At 52.2% G+C, this 24,180-nt stretch carries 17 protein-coding genes and 1 rRNA gene; 3 read left to right on the top strand and 15 right to left on the bottom strand.

The window, feature by feature from the left end:
- Positions 1-83: 83 nt before the first annotated feature.
- From FXY30_RS00005 to FXY30_RS00065, 13 genes are all read right to left on the bottom strand, one after another.
- Positions 84-1,607 (bottom strand): 16S ribosomal RNA (locus tag FXY30_RS00005).
- A gap of 312 nt (positions 1,608-1,919) precedes the next feature.
- Positions 1,920-2,831, bottom strand: coding sequence for a DUF422 domain-containing protein (locus FXY30_RS00010; RefSeq protein ID WP_071704804.1), 912 nt, complete (start codon positions 2,829-2,831; stop codon positions 1,920-1,922).
- Positions 2,832-2,845: 14 nt separating this feature from the next.
- Positions 2,846-3,988, bottom strand: coding sequence for an LCP family protein (locus tag FXY30_RS00015; protein WP_071704805.1), 1,143 nt, complete (start codon positions 3,986-3,988; stop codon positions 2,846-2,848).
- Positions 3,985-4,920, bottom strand: coding sequence for a DNA-binding protein WhiA (gene whiA, locus FXY30_RS00020; protein WP_071704806.1), 936 nt, complete (start codon positions 4,918-4,920; stop codon positions 3,985-3,987). The genes FXY30_RS00015 and whiA overlap by 4 nt, the downstream gene beginning before the upstream one ends.
- Entirely contained in the window at positions 4,917-5,357 is a 441-nt protein-coding gene (locus tag FXY30_RS00025; protein ID WP_071704807.1) for an NUDIX hydrolase, read from the bottom strand. The genes whiA and FXY30_RS00025 overlap by 4 nt, the downstream gene beginning before the upstream one ends.
- Positions 5,354-6,244, bottom strand: coding sequence for an RNase adapter RapZ (rapZ, locus tag FXY30_RS00030; RefSeq protein WP_071706014.1), 891 nt, complete (start codon positions 6,242-6,244; stop codon positions 5,354-5,356). Before rapZ ends, FXY30_RS00025 begins: the two co-directional genes overlap by 4 nt.
- Before the next feature lie 73 nt (positions 6,245-6,317).
- Complete coding sequence (gene murB / locus FXY30_RS00035; protein ID WP_071704808.1) at positions 6,318-7,229, bottom strand: UDP-N-acetylmuramate dehydrogenase; 912 nt, start codon at positions 7,227-7,229, stop codon at positions 6,318-6,320.
- Positions 7,230-7,367: 138 nt separating this feature from the next.
- Positions 7,368-10,901, bottom strand: a complete 3,534-nt coding sequence (gene nifJ / locus FXY30_RS00040) for a pyruvate:ferredoxin (flavodoxin) oxidoreductase (RefSeq protein WP_071704809.1) — start codon at positions 10,899-10,901, stop codon at positions 7,368-7,370.
- A gap of 189 nt (positions 10,902-11,090) precedes the next feature.
- Entirely contained in the window at positions 11,091-12,044 is a 954-nt protein-coding gene (gene hprK / locus FXY30_RS00045; protein ID WP_071704810.1) for an HPr(Ser) kinase/phosphatase, read from the bottom strand.
- Positions 12,045-12,046: 2 nt separating this feature from the next.
- On the bottom strand, positions 12,047-13,924 hold the full coding sequence (gene uvrC, locus FXY30_RS00050; protein ID WP_071704811.1) for an excinuclease ABC subunit UvrC: 1,878 nt from the start codon (positions 13,922-13,924) through the stop codon (positions 12,047-12,049).
- Positions 13,921-15,717, bottom strand: a complete 1,797-nt coding sequence (locus tag FXY30_RS00055) for an aminopeptidase P family protein (protein ID WP_071704812.1) — start codon at positions 15,715-15,717, stop codon at positions 13,921-13,923. Before FXY30_RS00055 ends, uvrC begins: the two co-directional genes overlap by 4 nt.
- A 60-nt stretch (positions 15,718-15,777) precedes the next feature.
- On the bottom strand, positions 15,778-16,872 hold the full coding sequence (gene ychF / locus FXY30_RS00060; protein ID WP_071704813.1) for a redox-regulated ATPase YchF: 1,095 nt from the start codon (positions 16,870-16,872) through the stop codon (positions 15,778-15,780).
- A gap of 124 nt (positions 16,873-16,996) precedes the next feature.
- Positions 16,997-18,976: a sodium-translocating pyrophosphatase gene (locus FXY30_RS00065; protein ID WP_071704814.1), complete on the bottom strand. Its 1,980-nt coding sequence runs from the start codon at positions 18,974-18,976 to the stop codon at positions 16,997-16,999.
- 255 nt (positions 18,977-19,231) lie between these two features.
- On the opposite strand from FXY30_RS00065, the gene mscL reads away from it, so the two are divergent.
- Positions 19,232-19,618: a large conductance mechanosensitive channel protein MscL gene (mscL, locus tag FXY30_RS00070; protein WP_071706015.1), complete on the top strand. Its 387-nt coding sequence runs from the start codon at positions 19,232-19,234 to the stop codon at positions 19,616-19,618.
- A 50-nt stretch (positions 19,619-19,668) separates the two neighbouring features.
- Here mscL and FXY30_RS00075 read toward each other — a convergent pair whose 3' ends face one another.
- Together FXY30_RS00075 and FXY30_RS00080 are read right to left on the bottom strand one after the other, a co-directional pair.
- Positions 19,669-20,271, bottom strand: a complete 603-nt coding sequence (locus FXY30_RS00075) for a ribonuclease H1 domain-containing protein (RefSeq protein ID WP_071704815.1) — start codon at positions 20,269-20,271, stop codon at positions 19,669-19,671.
- 8 nt (positions 20,272-20,279) lie between these two features.
- A complete protein-coding gene (locus FXY30_RS00080; RefSeq protein ID WP_071706016.1) occupies positions 20,280-21,731 on the bottom strand; it encodes an alpha-amylase in 1,452 nt (483 codons plus the stop codon).
- A gap of 138 nt (positions 21,732-21,869) precedes the next feature.
- Between FXY30_RS00080 and FXY30_RS00085 the strand changes: the two genes are divergently transcribed.
- Together FXY30_RS00085 and FXY30_RS00090 are read left to right on the top strand one after the other, a co-directional pair.
- Positions 21,870-22,244, top strand: a complete 375-nt coding sequence (locus FXY30_RS00085) for an MORN repeat-containing protein (protein WP_147659348.1) — start codon at positions 21,870-21,872, stop codon at positions 22,242-22,244.
- Positions 22,241-24,145, top strand: coding sequence for an acyltransferase family protein (locus FXY30_RS00090; RefSeq protein ID WP_157885011.1), 1,905 nt, complete (start codon positions 22,241-22,243; stop codon positions 24,143-24,145). The genes FXY30_RS00085 and FXY30_RS00090 overlap by 4 nt, the downstream gene beginning before the upstream one ends.
- Positions 24,146-24,180: the final 35 nt, after the last annotated feature.

Raw genomic sequence — 24,180 nt, forward strand, 5'->3', positions numbered from 1 at the left:
CGTACTTCTTCCGTTTGGTAACGGCCTTTTCCGAATTTCTTCCTCCGTGTATCTCCATCCTTCCTCTCTTCTCGCTTCCTTAGAAAGGAGGTGATCCAGCCGCAGGTTCTCCTACGGCTACCTTGTTACGACTTCACCCCAGTCATTGATCCTACCTTCGACGCCTGCGCCAATTGTTCGCTCAGCGGCTTCGGGTATTACCAACTTCCATGGTGTGACGGGCGGTGTGTACAAGACCCGGGAACGCATTCACCGCGACATGCTGATTCGCGATTACTAGTAACTCCGACTTCGTGTAGGCGAGTTGCAGCCTACAGTCCGAACTGAGACCGACTTTTCGTGGTTCGCTTGCTCTCACGAGGTTGCTTCACGCTGTTTTCGGCCATTGTAGCACGTGTGTAGCCCAGGACATAAAGGGCATGATGATTTGACGTCATCCCCACCTTCCTCCGGTTTATCACCGGCAGTCTCGCTAGAGTCCCCAACTTAATGCTGGCAACTAACGACAAGGGTTGCGCTCGTTGCGGGACTTAACCCAACATCTCACGACACGAGCTGACGACAACCATGCACCACCTGTAGCAGTGTCCCCGAAGGGAACGGTTAATCTCTTAACCCGTCACTGTTATGTCAAGCCCTGGTAAGGTTCTTCGCGTTGCTTCGAATTAAACCACATGCTCCGCTACTTGTGCGGGTCCCCGTCAATTCCTTTGAGTTTCACACTTGCGTGCGTACTCCCCAGGCGGAGTGCTTACTGTGTTAACGGCGGCACCGAGATTTGACTCCCGACACCTAGCACTCATCGTTTAGGGCGTGGACTACCAGGGTATCTAATCCTGTTTGCTCCCCACGCTTTCGTACCTCAGCGTCAGTATGTATCCAGACAGTCGCCTTCGCCACCGGTATTCTTCCTAATCTCTACGCATTTCACCGCTACACTAGGAATTCCACTGTCCCCTCTACTACTCAAGCTCGCCAGTTTTCAACGCTTGCTGGGGTTGAGCCCCAGAATTTAACGCCAAACTTAACAAGCCGCCTACGTACCCTTTACGCCCAATAATTCCGAACAACGCTCGCCCCCTACGTATTACCGCGGCTGCTGGCACGTAGTTAGCCGGGGCTTCCTCCTGGATTACCGTCATTATCTTCACCCAGGACAGAACTTTACGATCCGAAAACCTTCTTCGTTCACGCGGCGTCGCTGCATCAGAGTTTCCTCCATTGTGCAAAATTCCCCACTGCTGCCTCCCGTAGGAGTTTGGGCCGTGTCTCAGTCCCAATGTGGCCGTACACCCTCTCAGGCCGGCTACTGATCGTCGCCTTGGTAGGCCGTTACCCCACCAACGAGCTAATCAGACGCAAGACCATCTTTCACCGAAATTCTTTGACCTTCTCACCATGCGATGAAAAAGTATCATCCGGTATTAATAGCCGTTTCCAGCTGCTATCCCGGTGTGAAAGGCAGGTTTCTTACGCGTTACTCACCCATCCGCCACTTTCCTGCGCTATCTTCCCCCGAAGGTTCCGTCAGCACATTCTCGTTCGACTTGCATGTGTTACGCACGCCGCCAGCGTTTATCCTGAGCCAGGATCAAACTCTCAAAAAAAGTTTTGAGAGCCAATATCTTGACTCTAAATTTGTTGTTTGAATTATTTTTAACTCAAAGTTATTCACGTATTCACTTTTGAAGGTTCGCGCTCTCCCTTTTTGGGAGTGCTTGAATAGTCTATCACGCCATAAAGTACTTGTCAAGAAAAAATAGCTTTTATTTTATCTTTTTCTTTTTCAAACGTCCGTCCTTTTCGGCGCGACTTGAGTATGTTACCACCCGATTAAATGTCTGTCAACACTAAATTGTATTTTTTTCGAATGCGCCGTGTTTTCGTTATTCTCGGTCTTCCCTATATCCATGCCTGCGCTAGAGTGCTTCTTGCGTTTGTTCAATACGAATCATACTTAATAGCAAGGTCAGCCCCAGCATGGATATCGCAAAGAGCGCATATAAAGGAATTTCCTGCAGTATTTGGAGCTCGATCAATGCCGCCAAGCAATAGGAATAAAGAGTTCCCCACGTGAATAGCAAGGCTTTATCTTTTTTCGTTTCCCATGCAATGTTTTTTCTGTGACGCACCAAGTAGAGGATGATACGGATAAACACAGCAATCCAAATGATTGCAAACGCCAGAAAGCTAAACCACTCATCACTCCACTGATCCAGCCATAAAGAAACAGCAGAGGCGAGGCCTACTACGCCAACGCCTGCCAAGCCAATCCATATGGCGTTGCCCAATGCGCGCAAGAGGTTTTTTTCACCTTTTTCCTGTTGAGCAAGCCATAGGTAAACAACGGTGGGAGTTTCAAAAAGATAGCCAAGAAAATTAACCCAGATCACACTCATGAACAGATGGTGGTTCATTTCTAATGTTATGGGCCGGCCATCCCAAACCCAAAAGCCGCCGTTAAGGCGAATCGCCGCAACATCTAAAAGAAGGTCAAACGAAACAATCAGCCAGCCGGATAAGAGAGCGGTCCTTACTTTCGATAAGGAAAATTTCTGTGCGATCCGCAAGGAGCATACCGCCAGAGTGCCCCACATCAGCCCTCCAAAGAAAGGAAACTGATATGGTTCCGGGCCGATCTGAATGAAAAAATCACGACTATAATGATAAATTCCGGTAAGGCGGACCGCCAAAAGCTCCAACGCAAAACCCGCAAAAGCAGCGGATAAAAATAGAAAAAACTCATTCCTTTTGTTGTTTTGAAGCAGATCCATGAAAAACACAAGGGTAATTGCGTAGCAAAGAAGCTCGAATGATTGAATCCAATTCATCCGCCCTCCTCCCTCTAGAAGACAAACGGAGCAAATAATTCATTGACCAACTCCTCGGTGTCTTCGCTGTCCACGACATAGTAGCTTACACCATCAATCATTTGCCCGTCGCCCGGAACGGTATGCAGCTCCATATTCGATAAACCCGAAAGCAGCACGCCCGGAGCTTTCGGCAATAAGGGAAGCGCCGGAAGGTTCGTCTTGGCATTCGTGCGGAAAGCGTGCAATACCAATGGATAGCGATAGAAACGCAGCGGAGATACCACTTGCTTGGCCGTTTCCCGAATAAAGGCCTGCTGTGCTTTTACGCGATCCAGGTCTCCATTGCGATAGCCTTGACGATGGCGCAAAAAACTGAGCGCTTCCGGGCCGTCCAGCACATGGTCGCCCACGCGATGTATCTCCCCGGGAACCGGCGCCGCCTTTTCCGGAACGTCATAACGCACGCCGCCAGCCGCATCCACGACGGCCTTCACCGTCTCATAGTCCACCTCAACATAGTAATCCAGGTCGACGCCCAGAAAATCCCGAATGGTTTTCATGGTAAGCTCTATGCCGCCATACGCATGCGCATGATTGATCTTATCAAGCTCGCCTTTCACATAAACGCGCGAATCGCGAGGAATGGACAAGCCGATCAGGCGTCCCTCCTTAAACGCAAAACGCAACAGCAAAAGTGTATCCGTTCGCTGAGGCTGTCCACTGCCGGTATCATCTACGCCGGCCAGCAGAACAAGAAGGTCATCCTGAATGGGAGCCAAGGTATTGCCTTCGTCCGCCGCCGGTACCGGCAAGGCTTCCTTTTCCTGATCCCAAAGAAACAGATAGATTGCAAGCGCGATCGTAGAGACAACAAGAAGAAGTAGAAAAAGACGAAACAAGCGGCCCAAACAGCTCTTCTTTTTACGGGGCTTTCCCTCATTCGGCACATTTGCCGAAGTAGGGCGATACCGATAGCCCTCGTTCGCTTCTTCGGCGTTTCGTGCCTGGCGCGCAGCTTGGTCGGCGCGCATCGCCCGTCGCACATCTGCCACCGTCAAAGGCATCGTATCCTCGGTCGATTCCTGTTCATATGCATCATCCGGAAAACGACGGCGTTTTTCTGGGCCACGCGAACCACGTGCGCGCGGATCTTCTTCCTTATTATAGGGATTCATTTTTCCTCCAACATCGATGCCTCTTCCAGCAGGCGACGCATGCGATGCATAACGCCGGACTTGCTTAAAGGCGGATTCAACTGCTCTCCCAGTTGTCTGAGATTTGCCATGGGGTGCTCAAGCCGCGCTTGTGCTACAGCACGTAAGGATTCCGACAGACTTTCTAATCCGCGTTTTTCATCAATACAGTGAATAGCGCGAATTTGTTCCAGCGCCGCCTGATACTGTTTGTCCAGATTGGCGGTTTCCGCATTGGATTTGCGGTTGATTTCATTTTTTAACTCTTTTTTGATTTTGACATTTTCCAATGCCAGCATGGACGCCGAAGCGCCCATCGCAATCATCATATCGGAAATTGCCTCGGAATCTTTGAAATAGTATACCGTAAATGCGCCACGCTTGGTTTGCTTGGCAGGAAGCGAAAGCGTACGAAAAACGTGTTCCAGAATTTCGCCATCCCAAGCGTTTTTTGTGACCACTTCCAAATGATAGGACTTTTCCGGATCCACCACCGAGCCCGCAGCCAAGAAGGCGCCGCGCAGATACGCACAGGCATTTGCCTCTACGCGAAGGCGTCCGAATATGGCCTCGCGACTTTGTGTCGCATGGCCGAAAAGGTCCACCCCGCTTTGCTCTAAAAGCGTCTCCGTTTTTTTTTCCGGAAGATCCATATAATAGACGGGCTTCTTTTGCAGCCGCTCATCCTGCTGCGAACGAATTTCGCCTTCCGTTTGCAATAAAAAACGCGACAGGTTGGCTACACAGCTGATCACCTCGGGATGCTCGGAAAAAAAACGGAGATGATGTCCATCGCGATTGATGACCATGGCGGCGTTCAGCCGCGCCATGGCGGAAAGCTCCAACAGAGCTTCTATTTTGGAATGCACGGGTAAACGTGCGCATTCACTTTTTGTATCGTAGGAAAAACTCATAATTTCTTCTCCGGAGAGAATGGGTCCTTTTTGGGAGAGGCCGCAACACCTGTAAAGGCTTGGCGCACCATGTTGCGCTCGGAGTCGTGGCGAAGCAGTTTTACCGCTTTTCTCCAGGGCATGAATGCCGAATCGCAAAAGCCCTCTTCTCGCTGCGGCTTCATCGTTCCACCCTCTGCCGTCATCGTATAATAATGAACGGTCTTGTGTACTTCTATACCGTTCGGTTTCGCATAGTTATATCGCACAAAGCCGATGTACTTGCCCACGCGACAAGTGAGACCGCTTTCTTCATTCACTTCGCGCAATGCCGTTTCTTCCAGCGTTTCGCCAGCCTCGATGCGTCCTTTTGGCAGCACCCAGTCTCCACGAAATTTACGCAGGACAAGCACTTCTTTTCCTTTGACGATGACGCCACCGGCGCTGGTTTCTTTCATCGTGCCCCTCCTTTCTGTGCAGAATCTTTCCAATAGCGGCGATCGCGATGCGAAACACTCACGCCCGGATATCGTTCGCCCAGCCTTTGGGCCAGTATCTCCGCCATGACGACAGAGCGATGGCGACCGCCCGTGCATCCTAAAGCGATGGTCAGCGTCCGCTTTCCTTCCCGTATGTAAAGAGGGATCAGAAAAGAAAGTAAATCCAGCGTTTTTGCTAAGAAACGCTCGGTTTCGGGGAATTGCATTACATAATCGCGCAAGGGTTCCTCTAAACCCGTCTGATGGCGCAACTCCGGAATGTAAAACGGATTGTTGACAAAGCGTACATCAAAGACCAAGTCGGCATCCAATACGATGCCGTGTTTATAGCCGAAAGACATGACGGAGATCAGAAGCGCCGGTTTCTCTCCTTGCGGCAAAAACAGAAGATCAATTTGTTCCTTTAATTCGCCCAAGGTCTTATCCGTGGTGTCTATCACCACATCCGACGACTGCAGCAGATGCTCCAGGAAGTTCTTCTCTCGTTGAATACCGTCAAATATATTGCCCGCTTTGTCCATGGGGTGCGGACGACGCAATTCCTTATAGCGACGCACCAGAGTTTCGTCCGAGGCGGTCAGAAACAGGGTGGTCACATCCAGATCTTTTTCTTTTTTCAGGGCTTCCACGGTGGACTGCAAATCCTCAAAAAAGGCACCGCCACGGATATCCACGCCTAAAGCGATGCGATTCATGGGCTTCGAAGCACTTCTGGTCAAATCCAGAAAATTATTGATCAAGCGCGGCGGAATATTATCCATGCAATAGTATCCCATGTCCTCAAACAAACGCAATGCAGAACTCTTTCCCGCACCGCTCATGCCTGTGACAATAACCATTTTCATGTGATCCGCCTCCTTTCCGACGCCCCGTGCTCCGTTCCGACGCAATGCCATGCGATGGAGCGATTTTTCCACTTTATTCTTTGCCGATAATACGCACTTCCGGCTCCAAGTCCACGCCGGATTGTTTTTTCACTGTATCCTGCACATATGCGATCAGCTCCAACACATCTGCTGCTTTCGCTTCGCCATTATTGATGAGAAACCCGCAATGCTTTTCCGAAACCTGTGCCCCACGAATAGCATAGCCCCGCAGTCCCGCCTGTTCAATCAGGGCGCCTGCGAAATGCCCTTGCGGTCGCTTAAACGTCGATCCTGCAGAATACTTATCCAACGGTTGCTTCGTGCGGCGACGCAGGGCATATTCTTCCGCTTTCGCGCGAATGGCCTCCGGGTTTCCGGGCTCGAGCGTAAAGGTAACCTCGGTAACGACCATCCCCTCCTGCATCATGCGCGAGGTACGATAGCCCATATTCATCTCTTCGCGTGTCAACGTGCATAATGCATTGTTTTGATTGATGGCATGAAGGGAAGAAACCACATTCTTCATTTCGCGTTCATACGCGCCCGCATTCATGATCACGCCGCCGCCCACCGTGCCAGGGATACCGGCAAGAGCTTCCATACCGGTAAGGCCCGCCTGAAAACTTGCCTGTGCCACTTTTGCCAGCGCCGCGCCGGCCTGCGCCGTAACTACGTTACCATTCACTGTCACATCGGAAAATGCCGTGCCCATCTTGACCACCACACCATCCAGCCCGCCATCGCGCACCAACAGATTCGATCCGTTGCCAAGGATCATAAAAGGAATGTCATTGCTTCGCAAATATCGGATGGTACGCAACGCTTCTTTCTCGGAAGTCACCTCGATTAACAGATCGCACGGACCGCCCAAATGAAATGTGGTCAGCGAAGACAGGCGCACGTTTTCCGTGACCATGCCATACGCTCCTGAATGCAGTTCCGTACGCTGATTCGTGTTGATCATTCGCAAGCTCCTCCCTATATCTCATATGTCATAAGATTACCCTAAAAAGAGCACCAAACACAAGATTTGTGCTTGGTGCTCTTCCTGAATAAATTTTGTTTCTTTGGCCGTTCACAAACCCGGCACGTGTCTCATTCCTTAGTACTCAATCGCCGCTAAGCGCTTGTAATTCTCGTAGCGTTCCTTCGCAGCCTGTTCGGCAGCGACGTAGAGTTCGTTGGCCGCCTTCGGGAAGTTGCGTTTGAGGGAGGAGTAACGAACCTCACCCATCAGGAACTCTTGGAAGTCGGCTGTGGGCTCTTTGGAATCCAGCTGGAACGGGTTCTTGCCTTCTTGGGCCAGAAGCGGATTGTAGCGCCACAGATGCCAGTAACCGGCTTCGACAGCCTGCTTCTCGCGTTCTTGGCTCTTGCCCATGCCGATGCGGATGCCGTGGTTGATGCACGGTGCATAGGCGATGATGAGGGACGGTCCGTCGTAGGCTTCCGCTTCGCGCAGTGCTTTGATCGTCTGGTTCTGGTTCGCGCCCATAGCGATTTGGGCAACGTAGACATAACCGTAAGTGGACTGCATGAGGCCCAAATCCTTGGACTTAATGCGTTTACCGGAAGCGGCAAACTGCGCAATCGCAGCGAGCGGCGTCGCCTTTGAGGACTGACCGCCGGTGTTGGAGTAGACCTCGGTGTTCATAACGAGGACGTTGACATCCTTGCCCGAAGCAAGAACGTGATCCAATCCGCCGTATCCGATATCAAAGGCCCAACCATCACCGCCGAAGATCCACTGGGACTTCTTGGTCATGTAATCTTTCAGGTCGACAATTTCGTCGAGGAGTTTTTGTCCTTCGGCATTGTTGACGCCCGCCTTGGCCACTTCCAAAATGTCCGCCGTAGCGGCTTTGGAGGCACGATAGTCGCCCTTGCCTTCCATCCAGGCATGGAACAAGTCGTTCAGTGGCGAATCGATCTTGAGGTCCAGGAATTGCTTCATCTTGGTCTCCACCAGGTCACGGTTGGATTCCGTCGCCAGCAACATGCCATAGCCATATTCTGCAGCATCTTCAAAGAGCGAGTTACCCCACGTCGGGCCACAGCCGTTGGCATCGACCGTGTACGGCGTAGACGGTGCCGAAGCGCCCCAAATGGAGGAGCAGCCGGTGGCGTTCGCGATGAGCATGCGATCGCCGAAGAGCTGTGTCAAAAGACGTGCATACGGCGTTTCGCCGCAGCCTGCGCAGGCGCCGGAGAATTCCAGCAAGGATTGCTTGAACTGCGAGCCTTTAACCGTCGTATCCGGCATGACATCTTCTTTATAGCCAACCTTCTCATGCGCATATTCCCAGAAGCCCTTCTGTGCTTCATATTGCTCTTCGAACGGTTTCATGATGAGCGCCTTGGTCTTGGCCGGGCAGACATCTGCACAGTTTCCGCAGCCCGTGCAGTCCAGCTGCGAAACCTGAATACGGAAATTGAGTCCTTCCATTCCCTTGCCGATGGCTTTCTTGGAAACAAAGCCTTCCGGCGCATTCTTCTGGTCATCTTCATTTAGCAGGAACGGACGAATAACCGCGTGCGGGCAAACATACGCACACTGGTTACACTGAATGCAGTTGTCAATCTGCCATTCCGGAACATAGAGGGCAATGCCGCGCTTCTCGTATTGAGCAGTGCCGGCATCCCAGTGTCCGTCCTCACGGCCGACAAACGCCGATACCGGAAGATCGTCGCCTTCGTTGCGAAGCATCGGGCGCACCACTTTCTTAAAGAAGTCGGGCGTTCCCGAAAGATCCACGACCTCGTCCTCTGCATTGGCCCATGCGGCCGGAATGTCCACCTTCTCAAGCGCTTCGATTCCAAGGTCAACCGCCTTGTTATTCATGTTCACAATGTCTTCGCCCTTGTGGCCATAGGCTTTCACGATGGAATCCTTCAAATGTGCCACCGCTTCCTCAACGGGAAGTACGCCGGACAGCTTGAAGAACGCCGATTGAACAATCATGTTCGTACGGTTGCCCAGACCGATATCCTGTGCCAGCTTGGAGGCATTAATAATGTAGAACTGAATATCGTTTTGAGCCAGATAGCGCTTCATCTGTCCCGGCAGATGCGAATCCAGCTCTTCCTTCGACCATGTGCAGTTCAGCAGGAACACGCCACCTTTTTTTAGGCCGCGTAACAGATCATATTGATGGACATACGCCTGCTTCGAGCAGGAAACGAAATCCGCTTCATCCAAGAGATAGGTGGAACGAATCTTGTTCTTGCCGAAACGCAGATGGGAAATGGTCAAACCGCCGGATTTCTTCGAATCGTAGAAGAAATAGCCCTGCGCATTCTGATCGGTGTTATCGCCGATAATCTTGATCGCCTGTTTGTTCGCGCCGACCGTACCGTCGGAACCGAAACCCCAGAACTTGCAACGGGTCGTTCCCTCTTCACGAATGTGCAGCACTTCCGATTGATCCAACGAGAGATTGGTCACGTCATCTTCAATCGAAATGGTGAAGTGATTCTTGGGCTCGTCTTTTTCCAGGTTGCGGAATACGGCCAGAAGATGCGTCGGAATGGTATCCTTGGAACCCATGCCGTAGCGTCCGCCGACGACCAGCGGATGAATATCCGCATCGTAAAGCGCCGCGCAGACATCCATGTAGAGCGGTTCGCCCAGAGCGCCTTTTTCCTTCGTGCGGTCCAGAACGGCAATCTTCTTCACGTTCTTCGGGAGCGCTTCAAGGAAGTGCTTGCGGCTGAACGGACGATAGAGGCGTACCTTCACCATGCCAAGCTTATTGCCCTTTTCGGCCTCGGCATCAATGACCTCTTCCATAGCCTCGCAGGCAGATCCCATGAGCACCACGACGTTTTCCGCTTCGGGATCGCCGTAGTAATCAAACAGATGATAGGAACGGCCGGTCTTTTCGGAGACCTTAGCCATATTCTTTTCCACAATGGGGATAATGTCTTCATAGAAACGGTTCGAGGCTTCCAGATTCTGGAAGAAAATATCCGGAGACTGCGCAGTCCCCATCGTCTTGGGACGATTCGGATTCATCGAACGGTCACGGAACGCCTGAATCGCTTTGTGATCCACCATTTCATCCAGGTCTTTGAAGTCCCAAACCGCAACTTTGTTAATTTCGTGCGACGTACGGAAGCCATCAAAGAAATGGCAGAACGGCAAAGAACCTTCAATGGCACTCAAATGCGCTACCGCACCCAGATCCATAACTTCCTGTACCGAGCTGGAGCAAAGGAACGCAAAGCCTGTCATACGCGCCGAGTTGATGTCGGAATGATCTCCGTAAATGGAGAGCGCATGGCTGGCCACAGCACGTGCCGCCACATGGAAGACGCCCGGCAAATTCTCACCGGCGATCTTGTACATATCCGGAATCATGAGCAATAAGCCCTGTGACGCCGTGTAGGTGCTCGTCAGCGCCCCGGCGGCAAGCGAGCCATGCACGGCCCCCGCCGCGCCGGCTTCGGATTGCATCTCCACCACATGCACCGGTTTGCCGAAAATGTTGTTCATCCCGTTAGCCGCCCAGGTGTCGACGTGCTCCGGCATCGGGGACGAAGGGGTGATCGGATAGATCGTTGCCACTTCCGTAAACGCGTACGAAACGTAAGCAGCAGCTTCGTTGCCATCCATTGTTTTGAATTTTTGGACCATAGTTACTCCTGACTTTCTCCGCGGCCATCCTGCCGTTTTCTGGGGAAATCCCCACTGTTCTCCATCTTTTAGAACTACCTTAAAGTATAAAATAAAGCCGTTCTTCCGTCAAACTTTCGCCCAATAGGGATCATCATCCCGCACACCACGATCCGCGATTTCCCACCGATTTCGCGCTTTTTCACGATCCTATTGCACGCCCTCTTCCCGTGCCTGGCGATTCGACTCTTCAATCAGGCGATTGTTTAACTCCAATGCGGCGTTATACCCCATTTGTTTGAGACGGTTATTGCGCACCGCCACTTCGATGATCATGCCGAGATTGCGTCCCGGCTTCACCGGCACGGTAATGGCCGGAAGGCGGACGCCTAAAATCTCAGTGTACTCATCCGTGATGCCGAGACGATCGTATTCTTTGTCATCCTGCCAATCTTCCAGCTTAATAACCATTTCAATTTCTGTTTCCTCTTTGACCGATCCAATGCCATAAAGTCGACGAATGTCCAGAATGCCGAGCCCGCGAATTTCCATATAATGACGAATATTTTCCGGAGCCTGCCCGATCAAGCTGTTGTCCACACGCGTCAGCTCCACCACATCATCCGCTACCAGCCGATGCCCGCGAATCAAGAGGTCCAAGCCCGTTTCGGATTTTCCCACTGCACTCTTGCCCTGAATGAGCACGCCAGTTCCGAAGACATCCATGAGTCCGGCATGCACCGTGGTGCGCGGCGCCAGCAATTTTTCCAGCTCCTGGTTCATCTCTGCTACCAACTTGGTAGTCTGCAGCGGCGTGCGCAAAACCGTTTTGTTGTAATAGTTCGCCAAATCTAAAATATCATCCGTGATGGCCTGGTCATACGAATAAATGAGCGCCGGAATCGGATAGGAAAAAAGTCCGCGAAAGCGTTCATAGCGCAGTTGTGGAGAAAGTTGCATGTAATAAATGTATTCCACGCGCCCGATGATCTGCAAACGCCCCCAAGGAAAATTCTCCATGAAGCCGGCCAATTGCAGGCCAGGACGGTTGACGTCCGCACCCTTGATGATGATGTCTTCATAATCTGTCGAGCGCGACACCACTTCCAACCCGGTTTTTTCCACCAGTTCGGACAATTTTACGGTTCGATTTTCGCCTTCCATCGCTACTCCTCTTTCTGCTCGTCTCGCGTCTTGTATTGTGCTTCCTGTTGAAAGTAGTTCCAAACCGCCTGCGCAGCCGTGCGGGTCATCCCTTCCACCGAAGAAAGCTCTTCCACGGAAGCCTCCTGCATGCGCTCAAGAGATCCGAACGCACGAAGCAGGGCCGTGCGGCGCTTCTTGCCGATTCCTGCAATGCCGTCCAAGGCGGATTGTGTCATGGCGCTGGAGCGCAGCCGTCTATGATACGTGATGGCAAACCGGTGCACCTCTTCCTGTACCACATAGAGATAGTGATAAAGCGGCGAGCGCGTATCCAGCTCCCACTCCTGTTCCTTATAAAACAACGCACGCGTCACATGACGATCGTCTTTGACCATGCCGACAACGGGAATATCCAAATGTTGCGCGCGAAGCACTTCTTCGGCCACATGCACATGCCCCTTCCCCCCGTCCATCAGGATCACGGAAGGCAAAACGCCAAAGCCGGTGTTCGTCTTTCCGGCCTCGCGATCGCGTAAGCCGTGGGCAATGCGCCGGGAAAGCATCTCGCGCTGGGAGGCATAATCATCACTGCCTTCGACACTTTGAATTTTAAACTTGCGGTATTCTTTCGGCTCTTTGCGTTCTCTGTGAAACACCACCATGGCGCCGACGTTTTGTACCCCGGAAACATTGGAAATATCATACGCCTCGACACGGGAAAGCTCGCGACCGACAATCGTTTCCAGCGCGCGAATGCCGGCATCTTTGTTGCGTTCTTTTCGTTCTTCGCGTGCCAACGCTTTCGTTAGCTGTTCCTCCGCATTGGCCTGGGCTGTGCGCAGGAGTGCCAGTTTATCGCCTCGCTTCGGCACCCGCAATTGTACCGTCCGCCCTTTTCGCTCGCTCAGAAAAGCCGCAATGGCCGCTTCCTCTTCCGGCAACACTGCCATAAAAAGTTCGCCGGGAATATAGGTCGCGTCCAGATAAAACTGTTTTAAAAACGAGCCGAGAATTGCTTTTTCTTCTTCCTGATATTCTTCCTGAATACGAAACGTGCGTCGATCCACGACCTTTCCGCCGCGGACGAAAAACACCTGCATAATCACCTGCGCGCCGCTGCGGGCCATGGCAATCACATCCGCATCTTTGCCACGCGCGAGCGTCACTTTTTGTTTCTCCTGCAAGGCGTCAAGATTGTAAAGCGCATCCCGAAAGCGCGCTGCTCGTTCATAGTCAAGCGCCTCCGATGCGGCAACCATCTCCTGCGTCCACTGTGCACGGATGGCCCGATCGTTTCCTTTGAGCACGTCTTCCACCTGACGCACCTGCGCCAGATATTCCTCTTCGTCCGCCAAGCCCACACAAGGCGCCGGGCACTGGCCTAAGTCATAATTGAGACAAGGCCTTTTCAGGCGCGCACCGCGGTCAAAATCCAGACGGCAGGTGCGCAGACCGAAAAGGCGCTGAAAAAGACGAATGGTGTCATTGACGGCATAGGCATTCGGAAACGGGCCGAAGTATGTGGCGCCGTTCGATTTGACCTGCCGCACTTTCAGAAGGCGCGGATAGCGTTCCTTCGGAATGCAGATATAGGGATACTGCTTGTCGTCGCGTAGCAGAATATTATAGTGTGGCCGATGCTGTTTGATGAAATTGGATTCCAGCACCAGTGCTTCCACCTCGTTGTCCACGACGATGTATTCAAAATGATCCACGTGCTCCACCATGGCAAGCACCTTCGGGCTCTTGCCGTGAGAAGAGGGCGTGAAATAGGAGCGCACGCGCCGACGCAGCGAAATGGCCTTTCCCACATAAATGATGACATTGTGGGCATCGCGCATCAGATACACGCCCGGCGATTCCGGGACGCGTTTTAGCTCCTCGGAAAAATCCTTCATTCCCTCGTCTCGCGTTCAAGCGGCTTGCAGCGTGCCGTCAAGTACCGCAGATCCTCGTCTTCCAGATGCGGCGAGAGTTTTTCAAAGCAGGTGGCGTTGTAGTTGTTGAGCCACTGCAGCTCTTCCTCCGTGAGCATGTCCACCTTGACCGGTCGCGTGTCGATGGGCACCCAGGTGAGAGCTTCCAAGGCATACCAAGTGCCGAACTCGTTGGTTTCCTTCTCTACGCAGAGGGTGATGGATTCGATACGAATGCCGTGTTTGCCAGCAATGTAGAGACCCGGTTCCATCGAGGTGACCATGCCCGGAGCCAGCTCCACGATGCCGCCCCCTCTCGGAACATTCGTAAACGACTGCGGGCCTTCATGGACGGCCAAAATATGGCCGACGCCGTGTCCCGTACCGTGGAAGTAGGTTTTGTGGGCCTGGTACAGCGGCGACATGGTGAGGGAAGACACATAGATGCCCGGCGTTCCCTTCGGGAAAACCGCCGTCATGCCGGCAATGTGTGCCTTTAATACCAAGGTGTAATCTTCGCGTTCCTCATCGGTCAGCGGTCCCATGGCTACCGTGCGGGTGATGTCGGTCGTGCCTTCCAGATAATGGCCGCCGCTATCCACCAGCAGCATCCCCTTGGGTTCGATGGTCGCCGTGGTTTTGCTGAGCATCGGATTATAATGGACGATGGCCGCGTTGGGGCCAAAGCCAATGATCGCACCGAAGCTGTCCATCAGGAAATGCTCCTGCTCCGCGCGTAATTCATGCAATTTGCGTACCGCCGCACGCTCATTGACCGCGCGGGAAGGTGCACCCGTTTCCACCCAGTTGAAGAACTTGGTCAATGCGATGCCGTCTTTGATGTACGCTTCTTTCATATTGGAAATTTCGGTCTCGTTTTTGATGGCCTTCATCAGCGAGGTGAGGTTGGTGCCCTGCTGAATTTTCACGTTTTCACGCAGGCAACGGAAAAGCGTGATGCTCGTATAATTGGGGTCGAGATAGACAATCTTCTGGCCGGCAATTTCCGCCAAAGCCGACCCAATCGAATCGTAATCCAAAATTTCAACGCCGGCTTCTGCCAAGCTCGTCTGAATTTCCGGAGTCATCTTTTCCATATTCACAAAGAGCTTGGCTTCGTCTTCCGAAACAAGAGCATAGCTCAACACCACCGGGGTGTCTTCCACGTCATAGCCGCGAATATTATAGAGATACGCGATATCATCCAGGCCGCTGATAAAGGTGTAGTCGCAATCACGATCACGCAACATAAAGCGCAAAATGCGCAGCTTTTCTTCAATCGTAGCGCCGGAATACGCCTTATCCAGGAAAAACGCCTGTTTGGAAGGCAACGCCGGACGATCGGTCCAAATGTCCGAAATATAGTCCACATCAATGACCAGAACGCGTTTGCCCATGGCTTCTGCCAACGCACGGTAGCGTGAAACCGAGAAGCACATCCCGTCGAAGCCGATTTTTCCAAACGGGGAGACGTTTTCTCGCAGGAAATCTTCCATTTTCTGATCGATGCCCATGCGATAGAGGGTAATTCCCGATCCCTTCAATTGCTCTGCGGCTTGCAGAAAATAGCGACTGTCCGTCCACAGTCCGGCCTCTTTTCGAGTCACCACCAAGGTGCCGGCAGATCCGGTAAAGCCGCTCATAAATACACGTGTCTTGTAATAATCCGGCACGTATTCCGATTGATGGGGGTCTGCGGTAGGAACGATGTACGCTTCCAAATCCCGTTGAGCCATTTGCTTGCGCAAGGCTTCCAAGCGCTCTGTAATTTTCATAATGCTCCTTTCTGCCATATCGGCAAAGTCCACGGCGAAAGGTCCGCCGCTAGGTCAACGTTACACATTAAAGCGGAAATGCACGATGTCGCCATCGCGCATGATGTAGTCTTTTCCTTCCAAACGCAATTTCCCCGATTCGCGAATCGCCGCCATGGAACCGGCTTCCATAAAGTCCGTATAGGAGAAAATCTCGGCGCGAATAAAGCCGCGCTGGATATCGGAATGAATTTTTCCGGCTGCTTCCCAGGCGCTGGTTCCCTTGGCAATGGTCCAAGCGCGTGTTTCATCTTCTCCTGTGGTAAGAAAGGACATGAGCCCCAATAAGTCATACGATGCGACGATGAGCCGATCCAAGCCCGACTGGCTGAGCCCCATCATGGCCAGAAATTCGGCGCGCTCTTCTTCCTCCAATTGGGCAATTTCCGCCTCCGTTTTGGCGGAAATCACGACCACGCGAGCCTGTTCTGTTTGGGCAAAAGCACGAATCTTTTGCACGTTCTCGTTTGTGGCACCGTCATCCGCACAGTCTTCTTCTGCGACATTGGCCACATAGATCACTGGCTTCACCGACAACAGCTGATAGGAGCTGAGCAGCTTCTTTTCTTCTTCGTTCAGGTCGAGAACGCGCGCGGACCTTCCCTCTTCCAGCACCTCCTTAATGCGCTGTAAGAGATCCACTTCGGGGCGCACTTCTTTGTCCGCCTTGGCCTGTTTCTCTTTTTTGACCAGAATGCGGTCAATCTGTTCCAGATCCGACAGAATCAGCTCTAAGTTGATGGTTTCAATGTCGCGCAGCGGATCCACGGAGCCGTCAACATGCGTCACATTCTCGTCTTCGAAGCAGCGCAGCACCTCGACGATGGCTTCGCACGTACGGATATCGCCCAGAAATTTATTTCCCAGACCTTCTCCTTTGCTTGCGCCGCGCACCAAACCGGCGATATCGTAAAATTCGATGACCGCCGGTATGACTTTCTTCGATGCAAAACGCTCGGCCAAAACGTGAAGGCGCGCATCCGGCACCTCCACCAGACCGATGTTCGGTTCAATGGTATTAAATGGGTAATTTTCCGCCGGTACGCCGGCATGGGTGATCGCATTAAAAAGCGTGGATTTCCCGACGTTCGGCAAACCGACGATACCTAGTTTCATATTTTCTTACAACTCCTTTATTTTCAAGGGTTCCGAGCGTTCCCTTCGGCGTTTTACGCCATTTCTACGCCATTCTGTACGCCATTATTACGCCATCCGTCCCAGGTTGTTCCCGGGTGAATGCTTATAAGAATAACGGCAGGAAAATCAACGATACCGTCGTCATCAGCTTGATCAGAATGTTGATGGACGGACCCGACGTATCCTTGAACGGATCGCCGACCGTATCGCCCGTGACGGCTGCTTTATGGGCATCGCTGCCCTTTCCGCCATATACGCCGGTTTCAATATATTTCTTGGCATTATCCCAAGCGCCGCCGGCATTGGCCATCATGATGGCCAGCAACACACCGGTGATCAGCGCACCGACCAGAAGGCCACCGAGCGCTTCCACGCCGATGAGCATGCCCACCAAAAGCGGCGCAGCAACGGCCAAGATGCCCGGGAGGATCATTTTGCGCAAAGAGGCTCTCGTCGAGATATCAATGCAACGGCCGTAATCCGGAGACGCTGTCCCCTGCATAATGCCCGGGTTTTTACGGAACTGTCCACGCACTTCTTCGACCATGGCATTGGCGGCATCGCCGACGGCATTCATCGTCAAGGCGCTAAACAGGAACGGAAGCATACCACCGATAAACGTCCCGGCAATCACTTGCGGCTGCGTGACGTCCAGGGTTGCAAGCTGCGCATGCTGCGTATAGGAAGCAAACAGGGAAAGCGCCGTCAACGCGGCCGAGCCGATCGCAAAGCCTTTGCCGATGGCGGCGGTGGTGTTTCCGACCGAATCCAATTTATCTGTGATAGCGCGCACGTTTTCCGGCAGTTTAGTCATTTCCGCAATACCGCCCGCATTATCCGCTACCGGGCCGTAGGCATCGACTGCAATGGTCATAGCGCAAGTAGCCAACATGCCCAGGGCGGCTAAGGAAATCGCGTAAAGGCCGGCGTTCGGGCCCATTCCGTTCATGCCCATAAAGGACACGATGATGCCGATCGCAATAAAGAGAATCGGAACGGCGGTAGAGTTCATGCCGACGGAAAGTCCGGAAATGATATTCGTTGCGGAACCGGTTGTGGATTCTTTCGCAATCTTTTTCACGAACGGAAAAGCTTCCGACGTGTAGATTTCGGTGATCTTCGAAATTCCCAGGCCAACGGCAATGCCGCAAAGCACCGGGATAAAGGGACGCACTTCGCCGAAAACTATGAAGCTGAAGAGCAGCGAGGTGACCAATAAAATGGCAGCCGAATAGAGTGTGCCCATGTTCAAGGAACGTTGCGGATTATCCGATCCGCGCACGGACTGAATGCCTATGATCGAGGAAATTAAACCGCAGAAAACCAAGGTGAGCGCGTATTGCACGCCTTTTTCCTGGAAGGCCAGCGTACCGAGAGTGAGCGCCGACAGAATGGCGCCGACATAGGATTCAAACAGATCCGCCCCCATACCGGCGACGTCGCCGACATTATCTCCGACGTTATCTGCAATAACCGCGGGGTTACGCGGATCATCTTCCGGAATGCCCGCTTCTACTTTACCGACCAGATCAGCACCGACGTCCGCTGCTTTGGTATAAATACCGCCACCTACACGGGCAAACAAGGCCACAAAGGAGGCGCCGAGGCTGAAGCCCATGACAATGCTGGCATCATGGAAAATCAGATAGAAAAAGCTGACACCGATGGCACCGAGGCCGACAACCACCAAGCCCATCACGGAGCCGCTGAAAAATGCAACCTGCAGTGCTTCATTGATGCCCTTGGTAGCCGCCGCATTCGTCGTACGCACGTTGGCCAACGTGGCGGCGTTCATGCCGATAAAGCCGGCAAGCATCGAGAAAATTGCGCCAATGAGGAAGCAAATGGCCGTAGACCACGTACCGAGACCCACGCCGATCGCGAGAAAAACAACGACCATCAGCGCAGCGATGACGATGTACTCCCGTCGTAAAAAGGCGAAGGCGCCTGTGCGGTTAAGACCTGCAATATGCGTCATTTCCTTTGTTCCGGCAGGAAGCCGCTGAATCACTTGCAGTTTCATCATGGCCAGCGCGATCGCTGCCGCGCCGACAAGAATGGCAACAATAGCTAAAAAGTTCATGGTTACCTCCAAACGAGATTCTGCCGGATGGTTGTCCGGCCTTTTTTTCTATTATAGACAATACCGAAAGACAATACCATTGCCTCTTGCCGGCAAAAGAAAGAAAAGCACAGGTCTCATGCACTTTGGGTATACAAGCGTCGAGAACGAACGCGCAGGAAAAACGGCTTGCGCAAGGCATCGCTTCCCCGGGAAGCGGATGATAAAAATAGCAGCGCCGCTGAAAGCGGCGCGAAACAACAAAAGGAGATGCAAATGATCAAAGAATTTAAAGCCTTTATTGCTCGTGGCAATGTGCTGGACATGGCCGTTGGCTTGATTATGGGCGCCGCATTCAAAGCAATTATTGATTCCCTTGTAGCAGATCTGATTACACCGATTCTCAATGTTTTTCTGAATGGGGTGAATTTCAAAGAATGGACGATTCAAGCCGGTCCCATTGTCTTTTCGGTCGGCAACTTTTTGAACGCCGTGTTCTCCTTCTTGGTCATTGCCTTTGTAATGTTCCTGCTGATCAAAGCCTTTAATAAAATGGTACCGGCGAAAGAAGCGGCACCGACAACAAAAACTTGCCCCTACTGCAAGTCGGAAGTAGCCATTGATGCGACGCGTTGCCCGCATTGCACGTCCACATTGGACTAGAAGTAAAAAAAGAAGCGACAAGATCAAACAGAAATCCTGTCGCTTCTTTTTTACCCTAGCCCCGCCCCTTTTTTCGCCAAGACATCCGCTTCTTCGTTATAGGCATTTCCGGTGTGCGCCTTGATTTTTACAAAACGGAGGGTGAGCTGATCCCGCACCGTTTTTGCCTTTTCGGCATAGGCGCGCGTCAAGGCCACGTTGGTTTTCCATTCGCCTAATGCCCAGTGACAAATGCCGGCATAGTCGTGATAAATGGTCAGCGTCTTCGCGTGCTGTGCGAGAGCGAGATCCATCGCTTTCTCCGCACCGCGAAGCTCGCCGGCAATGTTGCGGTGGCGGGCATGTTCATCCTTTCCGGAACCGTAAAAGGTTTCTTTTCCGTGCGCGGAAAAGAAGACAACGCCGTAGCCGAAGGTTTTCGTCTTGTTATTAAAGGAGCCATCTACATAGGCATGGCATTCCCCTGCCGGAATCTTTTCCGGCAGGGTCTTTTCGCTTGCCGCTGCAGCGTCCTGCATATACGCTTTCGCCTCTTCCTCGGTGGAAAATTTCTTAAACTGGGCGCCGGCAAAGCCGTGCACCTGCTCGCGGCAGGATGCCCAAGTGGCATAGATTCCCGGTTTTCTGCCAACGCGAACCGCATAATAGGTCATCGTCCACCTCAGCTTTCCGGTAGGTCGCGCCGCGTCCAATACGTTACCGAACCGGGTGCAACCGTAAACAGACCGAAGCCCTCGTCGTCAATGGTGATGTCGGCATTTTTCCCGCTGCGGTCGCAGTAAACTTGGCCCGCTTCCTGTTCACCCACAAACATGCGTTCTTCATCCATGTCTCCTGTGGAAATCAGAACGGCCAGCGGATAGGGATGTTCTTCATTTCCCCGGCGCACCCAGCCGATTTTCGTCGGCGTCACCCAGTAATCGTCCTGCTCGCCATACGCGAATTCCTTTCGAACGTTCATCAGCGAAAGCAGGGCATCCTTTACGCCCGGATACTCCGCCGAAGGAATGCCGTAATAATCACCGGCAAACACGCAGGGATAGCCGTCGCGACGTAAAAGAATGAGCGCGTAGGCAATTTCTTTAAACCACGGATCCACCCAGCTTTCCAGAGCCTGTCCGGGTTGGGAATCGTGATTGTCCACAAACGTCACGGCCTGCACGGGATTCGTGGCCACCAAGGTATCATCAAAAACTTGGCGTATATCATAGTCTTCATTGCGCGAGGCCTCGACAAAGTTAAAATGTAATGGCACATCAAACAAGTGAATGTTATAATCCGTCTCCTCCAGATAGTGGTTCATCTTACTTTCGCTGTTTTTCCAATATTCCCCGACAAAGAAAAAGTCGGGATTGTATTCAAGGATAAAGGCGGACAGGCGATCAATAAATCCCGTATCGATGTGCTTCAAGGCATCATAGCGGAAGCCGTCATAGCCGATGGAATCAATCATGAAATAGGCGACATCCAACAGTTCCTTCTGCACATCGGGATGCGCCACGTCGATGTCGGCATTCATCAGATAATCGAAATTGCCCTTCTCGGAATCGGTGTCATCCGACCAGTATTTGCCATCGCCCAAAATGCGGAAAATGGCGTTCGTATCGGTGCGCTGGTCGTAATCCACGCCCGTAAAATGGTAAAAATGCCACTGAAAGGTAGAATATTTTCCCTTGCGGCCGGGAAAGGTAAATTTCGTCCACGCCTCGATGTCATGCGCCTCCCCGACATCCTTCGTGCGGTCGTTCTGATCGACCATCACTGCGCGGAAAACTTCTGTCTCATCCGCACCGCCCTTGTGATTAAAGACCATATCTGCATAGACAGCGATATGGTGATCCTGCAATGCTTTAATACAGGCTTCCAGCTCTTCGCGTGTGCCGTACTTCGTGCGAACGCTTCCTTTCTGATCAAATTCGCCCAGATCCCAGTAGTCGTAACTACCATAGCCCACGTCCTGATCACTTGTGCCCTTGTGTGCCGGCGGCATCCATACGGCTGTGACGCCCATGTTTTCCATCGCTTCGGCCATTTCCGCCAACCGCCGATAAAATGTACCATCTGCCGGATATTCCCAATCAAACGACTGTACCATTACTCCGTTAATTGCCATGTAGATTCCTTTCTCCGCCGCATTCTTTTTCTTTTTTGTCGTAAAAAAAGCAATTTTGACCTGCACTGTATTGTACCATGTTGTATCATAGGGGTTGCGCCGGAAATAGGCGAAAAAGAAAGGCGAGCAAGCAAAGCCATGAAAATCCAACAACATATGAAACAATACGTCGCTATTGCCGGTTTGATGCTGGCGGCGGGCGTCTATGCTTTTCTTCCACAGGCGCCAAATAGAATGGTTTCTGCATATCCTTTGGGAAAGGACTTGCAGTATACCGGAAATCTGAAAGAGAATCTTTTTGACGGACAGGGCACCCTGCGATCGCCATCCGGAATCTATGAAGGCAATTTTGCGGAGGGGCGATTCTCCGGCGACGGCAAGTTTCAGTCCGTTGATGGTTGGCAATATTCCGCCAATTTTATACCGAAAAAAAGCAGTCATGACATAATTATCACCCTGGACGATAAAACCTCGTGGATCAAAGGCGAGAAGCAATGGACGGAGAAAAAATGACAACCGAACAGGATCGTACCGTGCCCGATGCGTCCGTCGTGGAGGCCCCTGCGGGCTCTCCCGCCGCTTCGGCACGTAAAATTTATGGTTTGGACGCCTTGCGCCTCGTTGCGCTGGGCTTCATTTTGGTGTATCACTTCGCGCCGAAGATCTTGCCGGCGGGTTTTTTGGGCGTCAATGTTTTTTTTGTTTTGTCCGGCTTTTTAGTGACGCATCATGCGCTGGAGGAAATCAAAGAGACGGGTCATTTTTCCCTCTCGACCTTCTACGCCAAGCGAGCCAAGCGCTTGTTGCCGGATTTTCTGTTGCTGCTAGTGATGGGCGTTCTGTTGGTCAATGTTGCTGAGCCGGATTTGCGCGTGGGCATTGATCGGCAAACGGCTGCTGCCTTTTCTTCTCTGACCAACTGGTTTGAAATCCTCAGCGGTGGAAGCTACGAAGCCCAATTTACCCCGCATATCTTTGTACACACCTGGTTTTTGGCGGTGGAAATCCATTTCTACCTGTTATGGCCTCTATTTTTGATGGCATTACTGCGTTGGGCCAACAAAAAAGGAAAGGACGTGGAACAATTCGTGCTGGTCAGTTCCGGGGTGTTGTATCTCGTATCCTTCGGTCTTCTTCTTTACGGCCAGTTGGATTTTTCGAACCGTTTGTCCTGGATGTACTTTTCAGACTGCACGCGGTTCTCCTCTTTTTTTGTCGGTGCTATGCTTGCGGTGTATCGCAAACGCATTCAAAAAGTCTATATCTATTTGCCACAGCTATCTGTCGCTGGATTCCTTGTGTTGGGGGCGCTTTCTTTTGTTTTATCCTACACCAACCGTTGGACCTACCTTGTCGGTTTTTTCGTCGCGGACTTTTTGACCGCCTTCCTTATCTGGAATTACGGCAATGAGACGGTGCGAGTAGACCCGGCGCGTTTGCGCAAGGCAGCCTCCTTTTCCTATGACATCTATCTTCTGCACTGGCCTCTTCTGGTCATGAGCCGCAAGAGCCTGGGGTCCTTCAAAGGCGCTCTGTTTGCTCTTTGCTGCACGGCGGCGCTGCTTTTCCTGCGTTATCGGTATCTTTCGCGCGTAAAAAGCCTTCCCGCCATCGCCCTTCCCGACGAGGCGAGCCCTATCAAAGAAAAAGGGAAGGCTCTGTGGCGGCGGCTGCTTGCCTTTCCCACGTCTCTTCTCACCGGCTGCGCGGTTCTGACGATGGTCACGGCTGTTACGGCGTGGAATGCGCCCGACATGCTTTCGTTGCAGCAATCCATCTGGGAAAATTCGGTAAAACAGGATCTGGGAAAAATTCAAAATGATGTGGATCAGCTTCTGGCGCAGCGCAAAACCGTGCAGGACGCCTTGCAGAGCGACAGCGGCGCGAAGGATGAAGATTTGCAAAAGCTCGATAACAAGGGCATTACCATCATCGGCGACAGTGTGCTGCTCGGGCCGCGTGAATTTCTCATGGCGAATTTGCCTAAGACCTTTGTGGATGCGGAGGGCGAACGGCTGGCCGAAAAGGGAGCGGAAGTCATTCAGGAAATGAAGGCGGACGGAAAATTGGGCAACTATGTGGTGATTGCACTGGGTGCGAACGCCATTGAGAACCGTGAAAACTCCTTGCGCAAAATGGCGGAGGCCGTGCCCGCCGGAACGCGGATGATCTTTGTCACACCCTACAGCGGCGAGGTGGATCATCATGCGGGCGGCGTGGCGATGAAAAACGTGGCCAAGGAGTTTCCCTTTATTACCATTATGGACTGGGAAGGCTATGCGAAAAAGCATCCCGAGCTCTATCAAAACACGGATGGCATTCATTTCTACGGGTTGATGGATACGTATAAAGCCTACTTGGCAAAGCTGAAAGCTGCGCTTCTGGAAGCATCCATGACGCCGGCGAAAAAATAAAAATTTAATACGACATTTTTCGTTTTTCCCCTTGA

The sequence above is a fragment of the Murdochiella vaginalis genome, assembly GCF_902381775.1.
In the GTDB taxonomy this organism is placed as follows: Bacteria; Bacillota; Clostridia; order Tissierellales; family Peptoniphilaceae; genus Murdochiella; species Murdochiella vaginalis.